Genomic DNA, 18,494 nt, shown 5'->3' with positions numbered 1-18,494 from the left:
GGCCCCGGGCGTCAGGACCCCGCGAGGTCCCGGGGCCCGGGGGTCTCCCGGCCGAAGCGCCGGGCCAGGTCGGCCTCGATCCGCCGGTCCGACCGGAGTTCGAGCCACCGCCGCCCGCGCTCGCCGCGGGCCACGACCAGGGACTCGACGAGGTTGCGCACGACCTGCGAGGGCCACAGCCAGGGCGCCGTCACCGGCAGCCCGAGGTCGCGCATCCCCTCCGCGCGCAGGAAGACCCGCAGCAACGACAGCAGCCGCCGTCGCTCCCACGCGCCGCGCATCCGGTCGAGCCGCCCCCCGGTGCGCTCGGAGCGCAGCCCCTCGACCAGGGCACCGGCCAGCAGCGGGCCGGACGGGGTGACGTCGCCCTGGGCGAGCACGATGTGGACGTTGAACGCGTTCTGCGCGCGCTCGTCGTCGAACAGCCAGTCGTCGTCGACGCCCATGAGCCACCCGACGTAGCGCCAGAGGTGCATGATCGCGGCGCCGTCGGCGCGCGGGACGTGGCGCCCGAGCAGCCGGCAGCCGAGGATCGCGGTGCTGTTGAACAGGCCCAGCGTGGCCGCGGAGTCGGCGCGGTTGATCGGCAGCCCGTGGGCCGCGACGTCGAAGCGGTCGCCGCGCTCGAACCGGTCCGCGACCAGTGCGTGCATCGCGCGCACGTGCAGCGTCGCCCGCCAGCCCTCCGCCCCCGGCTCCATCCCGCCGGGGCGGCTGACGGCGTGCGCCCACGCCTGCGTCTCGCCGAGCCGGCGCATCGCCCCGGCGCCGGTCAGCCCGCCGGTGCGGACCAGCAGCTCGGTGGGGCCGCCGTAGCGGTAGCCGCCGATGAGCGACAGCCCGAGCAGCACGTCGTCGCGGCTGCGCCCGAGCCGGCGGTAGGCGCGCGCCCCGCGTTCGAGCAGGCCGCGGTCGAGCCAGCGCGGGTCCGGGGTGACGGCGCCGAGGAACTCCCGCAGGGCGGGCGGGGCGTCGGCGGGCGCCGCGCCGGCGGCCAGCGCGCCGTGCAGGGCGCGCATCGACACCCGCTGCGGGTCGTCGCGGTCGCGGCCCATCGCGCGGGCCAGCGCGGCCCCGGTCTCGTCGCGCAGCAGCATCCGGCGCCCGATCTCGGCGAGCAGCGCCTCGTCGGGCTCCCCCACCCCGGCGACCCGGGCGAGCGGACGGGCGATCCGGGCCGCGCGCTGCGGCGCGCTGCGGAAGCGTCGCGGGGCGACGGGCGTGTCTGCCAGCATGGACCGATGCTGACACGAGCGATCACTCGCGTTCAACGCGCGTTCGGTGGCCCGGCGTGACCGGCCGGGCGCGGCGCCGCGAGCCGCGTCAGGAACGGTCCCGCGCGATGGTCGAGCGGATCGTCGCCGCCGCCCGGGAGGTGCTGGTGGCCCGCGGCTACGACGGGACCTCGACCAACCGGATCGCGGCCGCGGCCGGGGTGTCGCCCGGGTCGCTCTACCAGTACTTCCCGGACAAGGACGCGGTGCTGACCGAGGTCCTCGACCGCTACCTCGACGCGATGGAGGCTCGCGTCTCGCGCGCGTTCCTCGACTCCGTCGCGACGGCGGCGCCCGGGCCGGGCACCGCCGCGGCCGTACGGGGGACCCTGCAGGCGCTGCTCGACACCTTCGCCGCCGAGCCCGACCTGCTGCGGGTCATCGTCGAGCAGCTCCCGCGCTCCCCCGGCGGGCGGCGCGCCGCGTTCGCGGGGCGGATCGACGACCTGGTCACCACGGTGCTGCTCACCCGGGGCGCGCCGGGCACCGAGCCGGCGCGGGCGATGGCCTGGACGGTCGTGCGCACCGTCGAGCACCTGACGACCGGCTACGTCCTGGAGCGGCCCGGCTTCCCCCGCGAGGTCGTCGTCGACGAGCTGACCGCGCTGGTCGCGGGCTATCTCGACGCGCGCCTGTCCGGCGGACGGGTGGCGTCGGACGGGCCGTCCTGACCGGGCTCGACCGGCAGCCCGGCCGCCGCCCACGCGCGGAACCCGCCGTCGATGTCGGTGGCCCGGTGCAGGCCGATGTCCTGCAGCGACGCCGCGGCCAGGCTGGAGCTGTAGCCCTCCGAGCAGAACAGCACCCAGGTGACGTCGTGGTCGACGGCCTCCGGGATCCGGGCCGCCGACGTCGGGTCGAGGCGCCACTCCAGGTGGTTGCGCTCGATGACCAGCGCCCCCGGGACCTGGCCCTCCTCGCGGCGCTGCCAGCCCGGCCGGGTGTCGACGAGGTGGGCGCCGGCGGCCGCGAGCTCCGCGGCCCGCCGCGGATCGGGCCGGTCGAGCCGGGCGCGGGCGGCGGCGAGCAGGTCGGCGACGGTGCGGCTCATCCGACGCCCTGCCCCGGCTCCACGAGCTCGGTGCGGGTGCGGCGCAGCCGCCGGTGCCCGGCGGTGCCGGGGACCTCCTCCACGTCGTAGTAGGACATCGCCGACAGCGGCGGGGAGTAGGCGTGCACGCTGACCGCGGCCTCGTCGGCGGTGTTGGCGACGTCGTGCACGTGCCCCAGCGGGAACCCTGCGCCACGGCCGTGGCGCAGGGTGCGGGTGCGCAGCCCGGACGGCCCGCTCCAGCGGCGCTCGGTCAGCGCCCCGGACACCACGGTGAGCGCCCCGAGCGAGCCGGCGTGGTCGTGCAGCTCGGCGATCTGCTCGGTCGCCCAGCTGATCAGCCAGACGTCGACGAGTCCGTCGCTGTGCAGCAGCCGGTACCAGCGGCGCAGCGGGTCGACGACCACCTCGTGCCGGCCCGCGCGGACCTCGGCCGCGATCGTGCGGGTCAGCTCCTGCAGGTCCTCGAGGCCGTACGGGGTGGGCGCGGTGACCGGCCGGGCGTGCGGGATCCGCGCACGGGCAGGGCGCGGCGAGGTCAGGGGTGCGGACACGGTGGTGCTCCAGGGGGTCGTGCGGGCGAGCGGGGCCGGGGGCTCAGCTCGGGCGACAGCCCTGGTCGAAGTGGTCGGCGCGACGCGTGCCCCACAGGGGGCCGAGGGTCGCTGCCTGACTCATGCCCGGAATGCCATCACGGCGGGGCGCCGGATTCAACTCCCCGTCCGGTCCGCGGGAGCGGGCCGCCGGGTGTCCGGACACCCCGCTCAGGCGCCGTCGTCGTCGGACATCCCGATCACCGTGTCCAGCCCGGAGAGCACCAGCGACCGCCGCGCCTGGCTGCCGGCCGGCGCGACCAGGGTCAGGGCGGTCCCGGCGGTCCGCATCCGGCGCGACACCTCCGACAGCAGCGCGATCCCCGCGCTGCTGACGAACGCGTCGTCGGGCAGGGTCAGGGTGATCGGCAGGCCGCGGTCGACGTGCTCCATCAGCGGGGTCCGGATGGCCGAGACCCCGCCGAGGTCGAGGTCGCCGAGCACGGTGATCCGCACGCCGCGCGGGTCGGGTGCGGACCGCAGCCGGGTCCGGGCGGGCCGGTCCCCGCCGTCGTCGGGTGCCGGGTCGACGGGGTCGCGGTCCGGCTCGGGCTCCCCCGCGACGAACTCGACCGGCGGTCCCGCGCCCGGCGTCCCGACCTCGACGGGCGTCGCCGGGAGCAGGAAGCGCACGGTCGTCCCGGTGTCGGACGGCTCGATGTGGACGTCGCCGGCCAGCTCGCGGATCAGCGCGATGCCCCGGCCGCGGTAGCCGGGGTCGGGCGGCGGCGGGCGCCACCGGCCGCAGTCGGTGACGCGGACGGCGACCGACCCGTCCGCGGTCAGCGCCAGGTCGAGGTCGACCCCGGCACACCGGTCGGTGTCGGCGGGCAGGTACGCGTGCTCGATGGCGTTGGTGACGGCCTCGCCGACGGTCAGCTGCAGGTCGCTGACCGCGTCCGGGCCCATCCCGCACTGCGCCGCCCAGCCCGCGACGGCGCGCCGCAGCGGGGCGAGCCGCTTCGGGTCGGCCTCGATCGCGATCCGCAGCGGCGGCGGCATCAGCCGGGCGACGACGACGACCGTGTCGTCCGGGATCGACATGCCCTCCGACATGCGGTGCAGCAGCGTGTCGGCCATGTCGCGGGGCTGCGCGGCGGACAGCTCGCCGAACGCCCCGGCCAGGCGCGCCAGGCCGTCGTCGATGACCTCGTCGCGGCGCTCGAACAGCCCGTCGGAGCACAGCAGGATCGTCTCGCCGGGCTCCATCCGGTCGCCGGCCTCGGTGAACGGGGGACGGCCGGTGATGCCCAGCGGCACGCCGCGCCCGTCGGACAGGGTCCGCACGCCGTCCGGGCCGGCGACCAGCGGCGGCGGGTGGCCCGCGCTGGCGTAGCGCATCTCGCCCGACCCGGTGTCGATCGTCGCGATCGCGACGGTGCTGGCCATCGCGCCGCGCACGCGCAGCGCGTACTGGTCGAGCTGTTCGAGCGCGCGGGCCGGGGGCTGGCCGTTGACCAGATTCGACGCGACGGCCGAGCGCAGCTGGCCCATCACCGCCGCCGCGGCCGGGCCGCGGCCGACGACGTCACCGACGACGAGGGCGACCAGGTCGTCGCCGAGGTCGAGCACGTCGAACCAGTCGCCGCCGGCCTCGGTGCCCTGCGTGCCGGGACGGTAGCGGGTGGCGAGGGAGAGGCGTTCGATGTCGGGCAGGCGCTGCGGCAGCAGGCTGCGCTGCAGGGTGACCGCGACCTCGTGCTCGGCCTGGTGCAGCTGCGCGCGCACGATGGCCTGCGCGCACTGGTTGGCCAGGGTCAGCACGAAGCTGCGCTGCTCGGCGGAGAACACCGGCTCGCGCGGGAACCGCAGCCCGATGACGCCGATCGGGCGCGCCGCCACCATCAGCGGCACGGCGGTGTGGACCGGGTAGCGCCGCACCGCGGCCGCGTCCGTGTCGCCGGCGTCCCAGATGGGTTCCCCACCGGTGACGGCGCGGGTCAGCGGGTGCGACCGGCCGGGGGTGCGCATCGGGGGGCCGTCCTCGGGCCAGCCCGCCTCGCGCAGCAGGGTCAGCGCACCGCTCTCGTCGACGACGAGCACCGCGACCGCCTCGGCGCCGATCGAGGACCGCCCGTGCTCGACGACGACCTCGGCCACCGACTCGAGGTCGGTGGCCCGGGCCAGCCCGGTCGCGACCGCACCCAGGCGCTCGGCGAGCCGGCGGGCCTCGGTCTCGGCGTCCAGCATCGAGGCCCGGTCCAGTGCCTGCGCCGCGAGCTCGGCGACGGCGACGGCCGCCTCCTTGTCCGCGTCGGAGAGGTGCCGCCGGGTGAGCATCGCGACGGCGAGCACCCCGAGCGTGCGACCGCCCGCGACCAGCGGCAGGTAGCCCATGGTCTCGGCGTGGGCGGGCGCGATGCCGATGGTGGCGGGGTGACGGGTCGCCCACTCCTGCGCGCCGGCGAACCACTGCGGCTCGTGGTCGGTGAGCACCTCGGTGAGGGCCAGCGGCGCGTCGACCCGGATGCGGGACGCGCGCTGCCACATGTCGCCGTCCCAGCCGTGCCCGGTCAGTGCCTGCAGCCACTCCCCGCGGACCTCCCAGAGCCCGGCGTGGTCGGCGTCGAGGAGGTCGACGATGTGGTCGGCGGCGATCGCGGCGACCTCGCCGGGGGTGGCGGCCGCCGACATCTTCGCGGTCGCGCGGTGCAGCAGGCCCAGCCGCTGGGCCGAGGCGCGCTCCTGCTCCAGCAGCCGGGCGTTGTCGACGGCGAGCCCGGCGCGGCGACCGATCTCGGAGAGCAGGTCGAGGTCGTCGTCGGTGTAGGGGTCGCCGGGGACGGTGCGCGCGACGGTGAGCACGGCGCTGGTGCGGCCACGGGCCGGCAGCGGCACGACCATCACCGAGCCCATCCGCAGCCGTGACCAGGCGCGGCGCTGGGCGGGCGCGAGCCGGCCGAGGACGTCGTCGAGCCGGGCCGCGTCCAGGATCTCGGCGCGGCCGTCGTCCTCGGTGGGGACGATCGGGTCCAGCCGCCACAGCGACGGCTCCAGCGCCGCCCGCTCCGCGGCGACGGCGAGCATGCCGCCGCCGGGGCCGGCGTCGGCGTCGTGCACGACGGCGATGTCGGCGAGCCGGTCCTCGACGACCGCGCGCACCAGCTGGTCGGTCCGCCCGGTCCGGGTGATCTCGCGTTCCAGGGACTCCGCGACCTCGGAGTAGATGCGGTGCCGGCGCTGCTCGCGGTGCTGGACGTCGATGTCGAGGCAGCCGCCGACGTAGCCGGCGGACCGCTCGCCGTCGCGGACGGGCGCGCCGCGGTCGAGCACCCAGCGGTAGCGGCCGGCGCGGTCGAGCAGCCGGTACTCCACCTCGAACGGCGCGTGCGCCCGGGCGGCGGCCGAGGTCACCGAGCGGTAGCGGTCGCGGTCGTCGGGGTGGATGCGCCGGCGCCAGTCCTGCCCGAGCTCCGAGGCCGGGTCCTCGACGCCGGTGAAGTCCAGCCAGCCCCGGTTGACGAACAGCCGGTGCCCGCCCGGGTCGTCCACCCAGATCAGCGCGGGCGTGGAGTCGGCCATCGCCCGGAACTGCAGCTCCGCGGCCCGGCGGACGCGGCCGAGCTGCAGGTGGTTCGCGACCCGCGCCAGCAGCTCGCGGGCCGAGAACGGGCGGACCAGGTAGTCGTCGGCGCCGGCGGCGAAGCCCTCGACGGCGGCCTCCTCCCCGGCCCGGGAGGACAGCAGCACGACCGGCACGCCGACCGTGCGGGGGTCCGAGCGCAGCGCGCGCAGCAGCTCGATGCCGCCGTCGCCGGGCAGCGCGGCGTCGGCGACGACGAGGTCCGGCGGGTCGGTGCGGGCGGCCTCCAGCGCGGCCGCGCCGTCGGCGACGACCTGCACCGTCCAGCGCTCGGTGAGCAGGTCGCGCAGGTAGCCGCGCATCTCACGGTCGTCGTCGACGACCAGGACGCGGTCGCGGTGGTCGAGGTCCAGCCCGTCGAGGACGGAGCCGTCCAGGGAGCGGGCCCGCGCCGGGGACCGCCCGGTGCCGGCCGGCTCCGGGGTGTCGGGCAGCCAGCGCAGCGCCTCGGCCAGGTAGGGGGCGGCGAGGTGCGGGGTGGTGCGCGCCCCGACCCGGGCGCGGACGAGGCGTTCGGCGGGCAGGTGCGCGAACCCGAGCGGCAGCCGCACGGTGAAGGTGCTGCCGTCGCCGGGGGTGCTGGTGACCCCGATGGTGCCGCCGTGCAGCCGGACCAGCTGCCGGATCAGGGGCAGCCCGAGGCCGCTGCCCTCGCCGCTGCGCCCGTGCCGGCGCGAGGGCCGGTGGAAGCGGTCGAACACGGCGTCGAGCTCGTCGGCGGCGATCCCGGCGCCGGTGTCGGCGACCCGCAGCACGACCTGCTCGCCGTCGTGCGCGAGGTCGACGGCGACCGACCCGCGCACGGTGTACTTGACCGCGTTGCTGAGCAGGTTGAGGACGACCTTCTCCCAGGCGTCGCGGTCGACCCAGACCGGGCGAGGCTGCGGCGGGCAGGAGACCGACAGCTCCAGCCCGGCGCGTGCGACGACCGGGGCGAACGCCTCGACGAGCGCCGCGGTGGTCGCGCCGAGCTCGGTCGGGGCGAAGTGCCCCTCGTGCTTGCCGCTCTGCAGCGCGGAGACGTCGAGCAGACCGTCGACGAGCTTGAGCATCCGCTGGGCGTTGCGCTGGGCGAGCTCGACCTCGGTGCGCACGGCGGCGTCGTCGTGGGAGCGCAGCCGCTCCAGCGGCCCGAGCACCAGGGTCAGCGGGTCGCGGAACTCGTCGCCGAGGCCCGCGTAGTACTCGGCGCGGGCCTGCTCGATCAGGCCGGCGTCGTCGCGGCGGTCCCGCTCGCGGTCGCGGGCCAGCGCGGTGGTGAGCAGGCCGCCGACGGTGCCCGCGACGAGCCGCAGGAACGCGCGGTGGTCGTCGTCGAGCGGGAGCAGCGGCGGCACCCCGAGGACCACGGCGATGCCGGTGCTGGCGTCGGGGGTGTGCACGACGGTCCGTACGACCTCGGTGACCGGCGGCCCGCCCCCGGCCGGGACGACGGGGGCGACGGTGGCGAACTCGACCTCGGTGCCACCGTCGTCGTCGTGCTCGGCCGGGACCCAGCCGTCCGGCGCGGAGCCGAGGCGGACCGTGGTGAGCGGGCCGGCACCGGCGCCGAGCGCGGCGACGACGGCGCAGCCGATGTCGTCGGCGGGCTCGGTGAGCACGGCGGCGAGCCGCTCGACGGCGATGTCCAGCGTCGGTGCGTCCCGGGCGACCTCGCCGAGCGCGGCGAGCATCGCCATCCGACGCCCCCCGACGACGGCCGCGGTCGTCTCGGTGATGAAGGTGATCAGGCCGAGGACGCGGCCGGTGGGGCCGCGCACGGGCGTCGCGGAGTAGGTCCACCAGCTGGCCTCCGGGGTGCCCCAGCGCAGGGTGACCAGGCGGTCGTCGTTGCGGAAGATGCCCTCGTGCGACCCGGCGAGCAGGTCGGTCAGCTCGGTGCCGAGGCGGTCGACGACCTCCGGCCAGCCCTCGCGCAGCGGTCGCCCGAAGGCCCCGGGGTGGCGCTGCCCGGAGGAGCGGACGAACTCGTCGTTGTAGAACAGGACCAGCTCGGGGCCCCACCAGGCGACCAGCGGCTGGCGGCTCTCCAGCATGAACCGGACGGTGTCCTCGAGCTCGCGGTCCCAGCCGGAGCGCGGTCCCAGCGAGGTCGCCGACCAGTCGATCGTCTCCAGCAGGTCGCGGACGCCGACGACCTCGCCGTCCGTCCGCCGGTCGATCTGCTCCACCGCGCGCGCCACCCCGTTCCGCCGTGCCCGGCCCCAGGATTCCACCTCAGGGGCACCTCCGGCGCGCCGGAGGTGCCGCGGGGGCGCTCAGCCCTCGCGGCGGGCCGCGTCGCGGTGGCGACCCAGCCACTCCCGCAGGTCCGCCAGCGGGGTCGCGCGGCCCGGCTCGTGGTAGATCTCGTGCCAGAAGCCCTCGTACCAGCGCACGGTGGTGTCGGCGGACCCCGAGTGCTCGTCGAGCAGCCGGGTGCCGGACGGGTCGGTGAGCCGGTCCGCGGTGCCGTGCTGGACCAGCAGCGGCAGCCGCAGCTCCGCCGACCGCGCCGGCAGGACCGCCATCTGGCGGTAGATCTCGGCGCCCAGGGCCAGCGTGGGGCGGCCGTGGTGGACGAGCGGGTCGCCGTCGTAGTCGGCGACGACGGCCGGGTCGGAGCTGATCGCGGCGGTGTCGATGCCGACCGGGCGGACCGTGGGCAGCACCCGCGCGGCGACTGACAGCAGCGGGACGAGCGCGGCCGGGACGGCGTCGGAGGCCAGTGCGGGCGCGGACAGCGCGAGCCCGTCGAGGCGGTCCTGGTGACGCAGCGCGTAGGCCAGCGCGATCTGCCCGCCCAGGCTGTGCCCGAGCAGGAACACCGGCACCCCGGCGTGCCGCGCGACGGTCTCGCGGCGGAACGTCTCGAAGTCGGTGAGCAGGTCGTCGTAGCGGCGGACGTGCACGCGCGTCCCGCCGGAGCGGCCGTGCCCGCGGTGGTCGAGGCCGTACACCGCCCAGCCGTCGGGTCGCAGTGCGTCGACGACCGAGCCGTAGCGGCCGGAGTGCTCGCCGATGCCGTGGCTGACGAGCAGGATCCCGCGCGGCTCGCCCTCGGGGAGCCAGCCCTGCCAGAACAGCTCGACGCCGCCGACCCCGGGCAGCCGGCCGTGGACGTCCCCGGTGCCGGTCACGAGCCCGCCAGGTCCTGCGCCACGTCGGCGCCCGCGCCCAGCTCGACGTCGACGGCCGGGCCGTCGCCCGCGGCGAGGCGGTAGCGGCCGGGGTCGAGGTCGGTGAGGCGGTAGGTGCCGTCGGCGGCGGCCGTCGCCGACGCGACGGGCTCGCCGTCCTGGGTCAGGGCGACCTAGGCGCCGGCGCCCCCGGCGACCGTGCCGTGCAGGGCGGCGGCCGCGGCGAGCCGCAGGGTGGCGGCGGCGCCGTCACCCGCGGTGACGGTCGCGACGCCGGGGCGGTACCCGTCGAGCCGGGCGACGACGACGAACTCGCCCTCCCCCGGCACCGCGACCCGGGCGACGCCGTCGGCGCCGGTGGCCGCGGAGCCGATCGGCCCGCCTGCCCGGTCGCGCAGCGCGACCTGCGCACCGGTCAGGACGGAGTCGGCGGCGTCCAGGACGCGGACCTCCACGTCACGCGGGGCGGTGCCCGGGACGACGGCGTCCGGGGCGGGGCCGGTGCGCGGCACGAGGAGTGCGACCTCCTCGGCTCGGTCGGGGACGGTGGCGGTCGGGCCGGCGTGCACGGTGGTGGTCTCCTCGGCCTGCTCCGGTGCGGTGGGTTCCGGCGACGGCGCGGCCGCGTCCTCGTCCGGGAGGTCGGTGGTGTCCACGGCCCGCGGGCCGCCCGGGGGGCGCACCGAGCGCAGCACGCGGGGCGCGGGGCGCGGCGGCGGCTCGGGGTTGTCCGGCTCCCGCGCCGGGCGGGCGAGCCCGATCGACGGGATGCGGGTCGCGGCGGCCGGTTCGGACGCACCGGCCTGCTCGGGCACGCGTCCGGTCCAGCCGTGCTGGGTGGAGATGCGGTCGCGGGCCTCGCGGAACTCGCGCTCGGTGTCGGGGCTGGCGACGGCGCGCACCGCGGTGCGCTCGGACGGCACGGCCGTGACGCGGCGGACCAGGTCGGGGTCGACGGGCGAGCGGGACTCGCCGCGGGCGGCGGCACCGGGAACGGGCTCGTCGGCCTGCACCTCGTCCGCACCGGCCTCGGGGGACTCGGTGTCCTCGGTGGACCCGTGTCCGGCCTCGGTGCCGGCCGGGGCGTCCGGCCGCTCGTCGGTCGCGGTGCCGGGCTGTTCGTCGGCGTCGGTCGCGGTCTCGGTCGCGGTCTCGGTCTCAGCGGTCACCGGCACGTCGGTCGCCGGAACGTCGGTCGCCGGAACGTCGGTCGCGGGCGCGGCCTCGGTGGCGGTCCCGGGCGCGGCCTCGGTGGCGGTCGCGTCGGTCGTATCGGCTGCGGTCGTGGCCGTCGGCTGCGCGTCGGCCGGCTGCCCGTCGGGCGCGGTGCCCGGCTGCCTGTCGGCGGCGGGCGCGGCGGGCGCGGCGGGTGCGGCGTCGGCCCCCCCGGCCGGGTCGGCGGCGGCGTGCCGGGCGGCGATCGCGCCCGCGAGCCCGGCCCCGGCGGCGACCGTGCCGGCACCGGTGGCGGTCGCCCCGGTGGACGGGGTGCCGGTGGACGGGGTGCCGGTGGACGGGGTGCCGGCGCCCCCGGCCTCCTCGGCGTCGGCGACCGCGGACAGCGCCGCCGGCGGCATCCCGCCCCCGGGCGTGCTGATGTCCGGGGCCGAGCTGTCCGGTCCCGTGCTCACCGACGACGGTCCCTCGTCGACGACGGCCGGGGTGCGCCGCACGAACGGCGTCGGCGCGGGACGGCGCCGGACCGGCTCGACCGGCTCCAGCGGCTTGCCGTCCTTGAACCCGCGCGACCAGGGCGGTCCCACCGGGCCCGCACTGACGTCGGGGGTGATCCGCGGGACGTGCGGCATCTCCTCGGTCGACTCCTCGGTCGACCCGGTGTCACCCGCGGCCTCGGTGATGTCCGGCGCCGACGACGACGGCCCCTGCTCGGCGGGCGTCGCGGGGCGGGCGGTCGCGGGGCGCGGGGTGACCGCCCGGACCGGGGCGGTGGCCGCGACGGTGTCGTCCGGGCCGGTGTCGTCCGCGGCGACCGCGTCGTCGGCGTCCGTGTCCTCGGGGTCGGCGTCCGTGTCCTCGGGGTCGGCGTGCGCGCGGTCGGCGGCCTGATCGGCGTCGCGATCGGCCGGGCGGTCGTCGCGCGGGTCGGCGGGGTCGCGGGGCACGGGGTCCCGCCCGGCGGCCGGGTCCGCCCCGGGCAGGTCGTCGTCGTCCGGCAGGGGACGCCGGAGCCCGTCGTCCAGGCCTCGGGCACGGCGGTCCACCAGGTCGGCGACGGTGCGCGGGCGGTCCACGTCGGACGGCGCGCCCCCGTCCTCCCGGTTGCGACCCCACCGCAGGAACCCGGTGATCCCGACGGCCACCAGCACCACCACCACAACCAGCCCGAGCAGGGCCCACGTCGACATCTGGAAGTCCTCCTGCCGGAGCTGCGCGGACGTGCGCACCCATGGTGCAGCCCGGGAGGATCGCCGCGCCCGGCACCGGGCCCCGCTGCCCGGCCGGCCACGGTGACCCGGTCGGCGCATCCGGCGACGCACCGTAGCACCGCGGGCCCTCTGACCGGGGGTGATCGGAGCCGACACGCGTGTCGCCGGCCGGGGCGCGACTCACACCGGTGCGGCCGGGCCGCGCGGGCTGCGATCGGCCAGGATCGGGGCCATGAGCAGCGACCCGGTGACCCCCGAGCTCGCCGAGATCGCCGACGCGTACGGCGTCGCGACCTCGTACCTCGACGGCACCCGCACCGAGCAGCGGATCGACGCGGAGGTGGTGCGGTCCGTACTCGGCCTGCTGGAGGTCGACGTGACCTCCCCCGACGCGGAGCGGGCCGCGCTGGCCGGGGCCCGCGAGCGGGCCGGCGAGGGCGCGCTCCCGCCGACGATCGGGATGCGTACCGACCGGCCGCGGGCGGTGCCCGGGCCCGGCCGGCTCACCGCCGTCGACGGCGAGCGCGGCGCCGACGGCTGGGCCGCCGACGTCGACGGCGAGCTCCCCGCCGGTCTCGAGCCGGGCCGCTACACCTACGAGACGGCGGCCGGGCGCGCGCACGTCGTCGTCGCCCCGCCCGCGCTGCCCGACCCGCCCCGCACCTGGGGCTGGATGCTGCAGCTCTACGCCCTGCACTCGCGCGACTCGTGGGGCATCGGCGACCTCGGCGACCTGACCACGCTGATCCGCGGCGGGCACGGCGCGGGCGCGGTCCTGCTCAACCCGCTGCACGCGATCACCCCGGTGCCCCCGGTGCAGCCGTCGCCGTACACGCCGTCGTCGCGGCGCTACGCCACCCCGCTGGCGCTGCGGATCGCCGACCTGCCCGCCTACGCCGACGCCGACGCGGCCACCCGCGCCGAGGTCGACGCGCTGCGCCCGGAGACGACCGGCGACCGCCTCGCGCACGACCGCGTCTGGGCGGCGAAGCGCGCGGCCCTGGAGGCGCTGTGGCGCGGCGCCGGACGGCCCGACGGCGCGCCCGACGCCGACCTCACCGCCTTCGCCACCTACTGCGCGCTCGCCGAGCGGTACGGCGGCCGGTGGTCGCTGTGGCCGCAGGACCTGCGCCGCCCCGACGGCGCCGGCATCGCCGCGGCCCGCGACGCGCTGGCACCCCGGATCGCGTTCCACGCGTGGGTGCAGCGCCAGGCCGAGTCCCAGCTCGCCGCGGTCCGGGCCGCCGCGCGGGACGCGGGCATGCCGGTCGGGGTCGTCCACGACCTGGCCGTCGGCTGCGACCCCGAGGGCGCCGACGCGTGGATGCTGCAGGACGTCCTCGCGCTCGGGGCGACCGTCGGTGCCCCGCCGGACGCGTTCAACCAGCGCGGCCAGACGTGGGGCCTGCCGCCGTGGCGCCCGGACCGCCTCGCCGACACCGGCTACGCGGCGTTCGGCGACATGGTCCGCGCCCTGCTCGCCCACGCCGACGGGCTGCGCATCGACCACGTCATGGGGCTGTGGCGGCTGTGGTGGGTGCCGTCGGGGTGCAGCGCCGACCGCGGCACCTACGTCCACTACGACGCCGACGCGATGCTCGCCGTCCTGCTGCTGGAGGCGCACCGGGCGCGGGCGCTGGTCGTCGGCGAGGACCTGGGGACGGTGATCCCGCGCATCCGCGAGGACATGGCCGAGCGCAACCTGCTCGGTTCCACGGTGCTCTGGTTCTCCCGTGACCCCGACCCCGTCACCGGCGGCGACGACGGCCCGCTGCGCCCGCCGCGCCGCTGGCCCGAGCGCGCCGTCGCGACGATCTCCACCCACGACCTGCCGACCGCGCCCGGCTTCCTGGCCGGCGAGCAGGTACGCGTCCGCGCCGAGCTGGGGCTGCTCGACGACCCGGTGACCGAACAGGCGAAGGCCGGTGCGGAGCGCGACGAACTGCTCGCGCTGCTGACCGCGGAGGGCCTGCTCGACTCCCCGGACGTCACCGACACCGACGAGATCGTCGTCGCGCTGCACGCGCTGCTGGCGTCGGCGCCGTCGCGGCTGGTCCTGGCCTCGCTCTACGACGTGCTGGGCGAGACGCGACAGCCGAACCTGCCCGGCACCGTCGACGAGTACCCGAACTGGCGTATCCCGCTGCCGGTGCCGCTGGAGGACGCGCTCGCCGACGAGCGTGTCCGCCGGGTCGCCGCCGTGCTGGCCGCCCGTACCGGCGACGGCGGCTGACCCGCACGTTTGGCAGGATCGCCACGATGACGACCGATCGTTCCGCGATGGACCCGACCGCCGTCGACCTCGTCCGCGCCGACGGCACCGCCGGCGCGCTGTGGCAGGCGTGGACCACCGGGGGACGCATCGCCGCGCTGCCCGAGCTGCTGCGCCCGCGCAGCCTGGCCGAGGGCTTCGCCGCGCAGTGCCGCCTGTCGGAGCGGGCCGGCGCGTCCTACGGTTGGAAGCTCGCCGCGACCGCCCCCGCCGGGCAGGCCCACATCGGCGTGGACGCGCCGCTGCCCGGCGCGCTGTTCGAGCGGTTCCGGCACGCCCCCGGCGACGTCGTCCCCTCGGACGGGCTGCACATGGCGGTCGCGGAGGCCGAGTTCGCGTTCGTGATGGGCGCACCGGTCGGGGCGGACGCGACCCGCGCGCAGCTGCGCGACGCCGTCGCGGCCGTGCACTGCGCGGTGGAGCTGCCGGAGTCGCGGTTCGACGACTTCGTCGCCGCGGGCGCCCCGTCGCTCATGGCCGACGCGGCCTGTGCCGGCCGGTTCGTGCTCGGCCCCGAGATCCCGGGGGCGCTCGACCTGGACCTCGCCGCCACCCCGACCGCGCTGACGGTGGACGACGAGACCCGCACCGGGTCCGGCGCCGCCGTGCTGGGCGACCCGTGGACGGCGCTGGCGTGGCTCGCCGACGTCCTGCCGCAGTACGGGTTGCGGCTCGAGGCGGGCGCGCTGGTCACGACGGGCACGACGACCGTCCCGGCCCCGGTGCACCGCGGCGCGCGGGTCCGGGCCTCGTTCGGCGACGGCGGCGCCCTGGGCGCGGTGGAGTTCTCCCTCGCGCCCTGAGGGCCCGGTCAGCGGACGACGCGCAGCGCCCCCGCGGCGCACCGCACCCGGACCGCGGTGCCGGCGGCGACGTCGTCGACCTCGCCGTCGATCTGCACCGGCATCGGCCCGCACGCGGTGAACCGGAACTCCGCGGTCGCGGGCTGGCGGCCCAGCCCGTACAGGGCCGCCCGGACCGCGGTCCGGAGCTGCCGCCACTTCGCCCGGTGCTCGAGCAGCACGACCTCGAACCGGCCGTCGTCGGGGCGGCTGGTCTCCGACAGGTCCGCGATCTTGGCCATCTCGCCGATGTTGGCGAACACCAGGTTGTCGATGCGTCGCCGGTCCCCGCGGGAGAACTCGACCTCGAACGGGGTGAACCGCCAGAACGCCCGCACGGTCGTGACGACCTCGCGGATGCTGCCCTTGCCGCCCTTCTCCAGCTGCAGCGCGACGACCGGGGTCAGCCCGAACCCGATGTAGGAGTGCGCGTAGTGCGGCGGCCCGTCGCCGCGGTGCATCTCGAGCAGGTCCATCGGCTCGGGGCGGCCGTCGAGGATCGCCTCGGCCAGCGGGCGGCGGGCGGTGACGCGCTCGTGGTCGTTGGCGTTGCCCGCGGCCAGCACGGCGGCCGCGGCGTCGGTGCCGGGGACGTCCATGATCCCGTTGACGACCTCGTTGTAGCCGCCGTCGCCGGACGCGGACACGATCAGCGTGCGCCCCGGCCCGGACGCGGCCTCGCGCGCGATGTCGCGGGCGTGCCCGGCGTACTCGGTCGGGCGCAGCGTGACCGCCAGCTCGGGTCGGGCGGCGGCGAGCTCGTCGCGCAGCCCTTCCGCGAGCACGTCGGCGTCACCGGTGCTGCCCGGGTTGTAGACCACCAGTACGGAGTCGATCGGCTCGGCCACGCGCACACCGTAGACGTGGGCGCGCCGGATCCCGTTGCGGCACGGTGGTCGTCATGGATCTGGAACTGGACGGGCGGCGCGCGATCGTCACCGGGGGCAGCCGCGGCATCGGCTTCGCGACGGCGCGGGCGCTGGCGGCGGAGGGCGCGCGGGTCGCCCTGTTCGCCCGTGACGCCGGGGCGTTGGAGTCCGCGGCGGCCGGCCTGCGCGACGGCGGCGCGGCCGAGGTGCTGCCGGTCGCCGTCGACACCACCGACGACGACGCGGTCCGCGCCGGGGTCGCCGCGGTCGCCGAGCGGTTCGGCGGGGTGGACGTGCTGGTGAACGCGGCCGCACGGCCCGCGAGCGCGGGCCCGCCGAGCGACCTGGCCTCGATCACCGACGACGCGGTGCGGGTCGAGCTGGAGACGAAGCTGCTGGGCTACCTGCGCTGCGCGCGGGCGGTGGCGCCGTACATGCGCGCGCAGGGGTGGGGCCGGATCGTCAACGTCAGCGGGCTGAATGCGCGCCGGTCGTCGTCGCTGGTCGGGTCGGTGCGCAACGTGGCGGTGGCGTCGATGACGGCGGCGCTCGCGCAGGAGCTGGGACCGCACGGGATCAACGTGACCGTGGTCCACCCGGGCGTCACCGAGACCGAGCGGACGCCCGGCGTGCTCGCGGCCCGCGCGGAGTCCGCCGGGATCTCCGAGGCCAGGGCCCGCGCCGAGCTGGACGCGACGACGACGATCGGCCGCATCACCACGGCCGCCGAGGTCGCCGACGTCATCACCTTCCTGTGCTCGCCGCGGTCGGTCGCGATCACCGGCGACGCGGTCGCCGCGGGTGGCGGGACCCCGGGGGTCGTGCACTACTGACCGCCCCCGCGGCGCCGTCGATGGCACGATGACGGGATGGAGGGCACCCGCGTGGACCGGTGGCTGTGGTCGGTGCGCCTGGCGAAGACCCGGGCGGACGCCGCGACGGCCTGCCGCGGCGGGCACGTCCGGATCAACGACCGCCCCGCCAAGCCGGCCGCGTCCGTGCACGTCGGCGACCGGGTCCGCGCGCGGGTGTACGACCGGAACCGGATCGTCGAGGTCGTGCGGGTGATCGAGAAGCGGGTCGGGGCACCGATCGCGCAGGAGTGCTACATCGACCACACACCGCCCGAGCCGAGCGCGGCGGGTCAGCCGGTGTTCGCGCGGCGTGACCGCGGGGCGGGGCGGCCGACGAAGCGCGACCGCCGGATGCTCGACCAGCTGGGGCTGTCCCGCCGCACCTCCTGAGCCGGTGTGAGGATGGGGGCATGTACGACGCCCTCATGCGCCACGTGCTGCGCCACGTCCCGTCCGAGCCCGCGCACCGGATGGGCTTCGGGGTGGTCCGCGCGCTCGGCGGTGCCCCCGTCGTCGGGGACCGGGTCGCGGGCCGGTTCGTCGCGGACGACCCGGTGCTGCGCACCCGTGCGCTGGGGCTGGAGTTCGCCGGCCCGCTCGGTCTCGCGGCGGGGTTCGACAAGGACGCCGAGGGCGTGCTCGCGCTGGGCCGGCTCGGCTTCGGCGCGGTCGAGATCGGCACCGTGACCGGGCGGGCCCAGCCCGGCAACCCGAGGCCGCGGCTGTTCCGCTTCGTCGACGACGGCGCCCTGGTCAACCGCATGGGGTTCAACAACTCCGGCGCGGGGGCCGTCGCCCCCCGGCTCGCGGCGCTGCGGGCCCGGCCGGGCGCGGGGATGCCGGTGCTGGGGGTGAACATCGGCAAGAGCAAGGCCGTGCCCGCCGACGACGCCGTGTCGGACTACCGCGCGAGCGCCGCGGCCCTGGGTCCCTACGCCGACTACGTGGTGGTCAACGTCAGCTCGCCGAACACCCCGGGGTTGCGTGACCTGCAGCAGGCCGACGTCCTGGAGCCGCTGCTCGTCGCCGTCCGCGAGGAGCTCGACCGCGTCACCGGGGACCGCCGGGTGCCGCTGCTGGTGAAGATCACCGTGGACCTGGCGCCGGAGGACGTCGACGCCGTCGCCGACCTCGCACGCCGCCTGCACCTCGACGGCGTCGTCGCCACGAACACGACGGTCTCCCGCGACGGCCTGCGCACCCCCGACGACGTCGTGGCCGCCGCGGGCGCCGGTGGCCTGTCCGGACGGCCGCTGACCGAGCGCGCCCGCGCCGTCGTCGGGCAGCTGCGGACCCGCCTGGACGACGACCAGGTCGTCGTCTCCGTCGGCGGGATCGAGGACGCCGCCGAGGCCTACCGCCGCATCCGCGCCGGTGCCGCGCTCGTACAGGCCTACACCGGATTCGTGTACGGCGGGCTGCTCTGGCCCGCGCGCCTCCACCGCGAGCTCGCGGCGCTCCTGCGCGCCGACGGCTTCACGAGCGTCGACGACGCCGTCGGCGCCGATCTCTGAGCGCCGCTCCCACCGGTACCCGCCGCCCGCACCCGGATGCCGTCAGGGACCTCGGGGGCTCCGGGCGACGACGGCACGACCCCCTCGCAGCGAGGGGACCATGATCGGTGATCTGCGGAGCGTCCTGCCGATCATC

13 protein-coding genes are annotated in these 18,494 nt (G+C 77.4%); 6 read left to right on the top strand and 7 right to left on the bottom strand.

Annotation, left to right across the window (positions count from 1 at the left end):
- Positions 1 to 11 precede the first annotated feature (11 nt).
- Positions 12 to 1,235: an oxygenase MpaB family protein gene (locus WJX68_RS19375; RefSeq protein WP_340293018.1), complete on the bottom strand. Its 1,224-nt coding sequence runs from the start codon at positions 1,233 to 1,235 to the stop codon at positions 12 to 14.
- A gap of 56 nt (positions 1,236 to 1,291) precedes the next feature.
- Here WJX68_RS19375 and WJX68_RS19370 point away from each other — a divergent pair, with 56 nt between their 5' ends.
- Positions 1,292 to 1,945 carry a TetR/AcrR family transcriptional regulator gene (locus WJX68_RS19370; RefSeq protein WP_340293016.1) on the top strand — a complete coding sequence of 218 codons (654 nt, stop codon included), beginning with the start codon at positions 1,292 to 1,294 and terminating at the stop codon, positions 1,943 to 1,945.
- Here WJX68_RS19370 and WJX68_RS19365 read toward each other — a convergent pair.
- The 5 genes from WJX68_RS19365 to WJX68_RS19345 all read right to left on the bottom strand — a co-directional run bounded on the left by WJX68_RS19365 (position 1,891) and on the right by WJX68_RS19345 (position 12,025).
- On the bottom strand, positions 1,891 to 2,325 hold the full coding sequence (locus WJX68_RS19365; RefSeq protein WP_340293014.1) for a rhodanese-like domain-containing protein: 435 nt from the start codon (positions 2,323 to 2,325) through the stop codon (positions 1,891 to 1,893). The two genes, WJX68_RS19370 and WJX68_RS19365, sit on opposite strands and share 55 nt — an antisense overlap.
- The gene (locus WJX68_RS19360; RefSeq protein ID WP_340293012.1) at positions 2,322 to 2,879 is read right to left on the bottom strand and encodes a cysteine dioxygenase; all 558 of its coding nucleotides are present in this window, start codon (positions 2,877 to 2,879) and stop codon (positions 2,322 to 2,324) included. The genes WJX68_RS19365 and WJX68_RS19360 overlap by 4 nt, the downstream gene beginning before the upstream one ends.
- Before the next feature lie 210 nt (positions 2,880 to 3,089).
- On the bottom strand, positions 3,090 to 8,672 hold the full coding sequence (locus tag WJX68_RS19355; protein ID WP_340293010.1) for a SpoIIE family protein phosphatase: 5,583 nt from the start codon (positions 8,670 to 8,672) through the stop codon (positions 3,090 to 3,092).
- An 87-nt stretch (positions 8,673 to 8,759) separates the two neighbouring features.
- Positions 8,760 to 9,620 (bottom strand): alpha/beta hydrolase, encoded by an 861-nt coding sequence (locus WJX68_RS19350; protein WP_340293008.1) that lies wholly within the window; start codon positions 9,618 to 9,620, stop codon positions 8,760 to 8,762.
- A 173-nt stretch (positions 9,621 to 9,793) separates the two neighbouring features.
- Positions 9,794 to 12,025, bottom strand: a complete 2,232-nt coding sequence (locus WJX68_RS19345) for a carboxypeptidase regulatory-like domain-containing protein (RefSeq protein WP_340293006.1) — start codon at positions 12,023 to 12,025, stop codon at positions 9,794 to 9,796.
- Between the two features lie 214 nt (positions 12,026 to 12,239).
- Here WJX68_RS19345 and malQ point away from each other — a divergent pair, with 214 nt between their 5' ends.
- Together malQ and WJX68_RS19335 are read left to right on the top strand one after the other, a co-directional pair.
- The gene (malQ, locus tag WJX68_RS19340) at positions 12,240 to 14,240 is read left to right on the top strand and encodes a 4-alpha-glucanotransferase (protein WP_340293004.1); all 2,001 of its coding nucleotides are present in this window, start codon (positions 12,240 to 12,242) and stop codon (positions 14,238 to 14,240) included.
- A 26-nt stretch (positions 14,241 to 14,266) separates the two neighbouring features.
- A complete protein-coding gene (locus WJX68_RS19335) occupies positions 14,267 to 15,082 on the top strand; it encodes a 2-keto-4-pentenoate hydratase (RefSeq protein ID WP_340293002.1) in 816 nt (271 codons plus the stop codon).
- A gap of 8 nt (positions 15,083 to 15,090) precedes the next feature.
- Here the strand turns inward: WJX68_RS19335 and WJX68_RS19330 are convergent, their stop codons facing one another.
- On the bottom strand, positions 15,091 to 15,969 hold the full coding sequence (locus WJX68_RS19330) for a diacylglycerol/lipid kinase family protein (protein ID WP_340293000.1): 879 nt from the start codon (positions 15,967 to 15,969) through the stop codon (positions 15,091 to 15,093).
- A 53-nt stretch (positions 15,970 to 16,022) separates the two neighbouring features.
- Here WJX68_RS19330 and WJX68_RS19325 point away from each other — a divergent pair, with 53 nt between their 5' ends.
- Genes WJX68_RS19325 through WJX68_RS19315 form a run of 3 tightly spaced genes read left to right on the top strand, consistent with a single transcriptional unit; the run spans position 16,023 to position 18,358 of the window.
- Positions 16,023 to 16,823: an SDR family NAD(P)-dependent oxidoreductase gene (locus WJX68_RS19325; RefSeq protein WP_340292998.1), complete on the top strand. Its 801-nt coding sequence runs from the start codon at positions 16,023 to 16,025 to the stop codon at positions 16,821 to 16,823.
- A gap of 36 nt (positions 16,824 to 16,859) precedes the next feature.
- Positions 16,860 to 17,234 (top strand): RNA-binding S4 domain-containing protein, encoded by a 375-nt coding sequence (locus WJX68_RS19320; protein WP_340292996.1) that lies wholly within the window; start codon positions 16,860 to 16,862, stop codon positions 17,232 to 17,234.
- 20 nt (positions 17,235 to 17,254) lie between these two features.
- Positions 17,255 to 18,358: a quinone-dependent dihydroorotate dehydrogenase gene (locus tag WJX68_RS19315; RefSeq protein WP_340292994.1), complete on the top strand. Its 1,104-nt coding sequence runs from the start codon at positions 17,255 to 17,257 to the stop codon at positions 18,356 to 18,358.
- Positions 18,359 to 18,494 lie beyond the last annotated feature (136 nt).

Source organism: Pseudonocardia spirodelae, from assembly GCF_037727765.1.
GTDB classification, from domain to species: domain Bacteria; phylum Actinomycetota; class Actinomycetes; order Mycobacteriales; family Pseudonocardiaceae; genus Pseudonocardia; species Pseudonocardia spirodelae.
The sequence above is the reverse complement of the archived record's forward strand: the minus strand, read 5'-3'. Positions and strand labels throughout refer to the sequence as shown.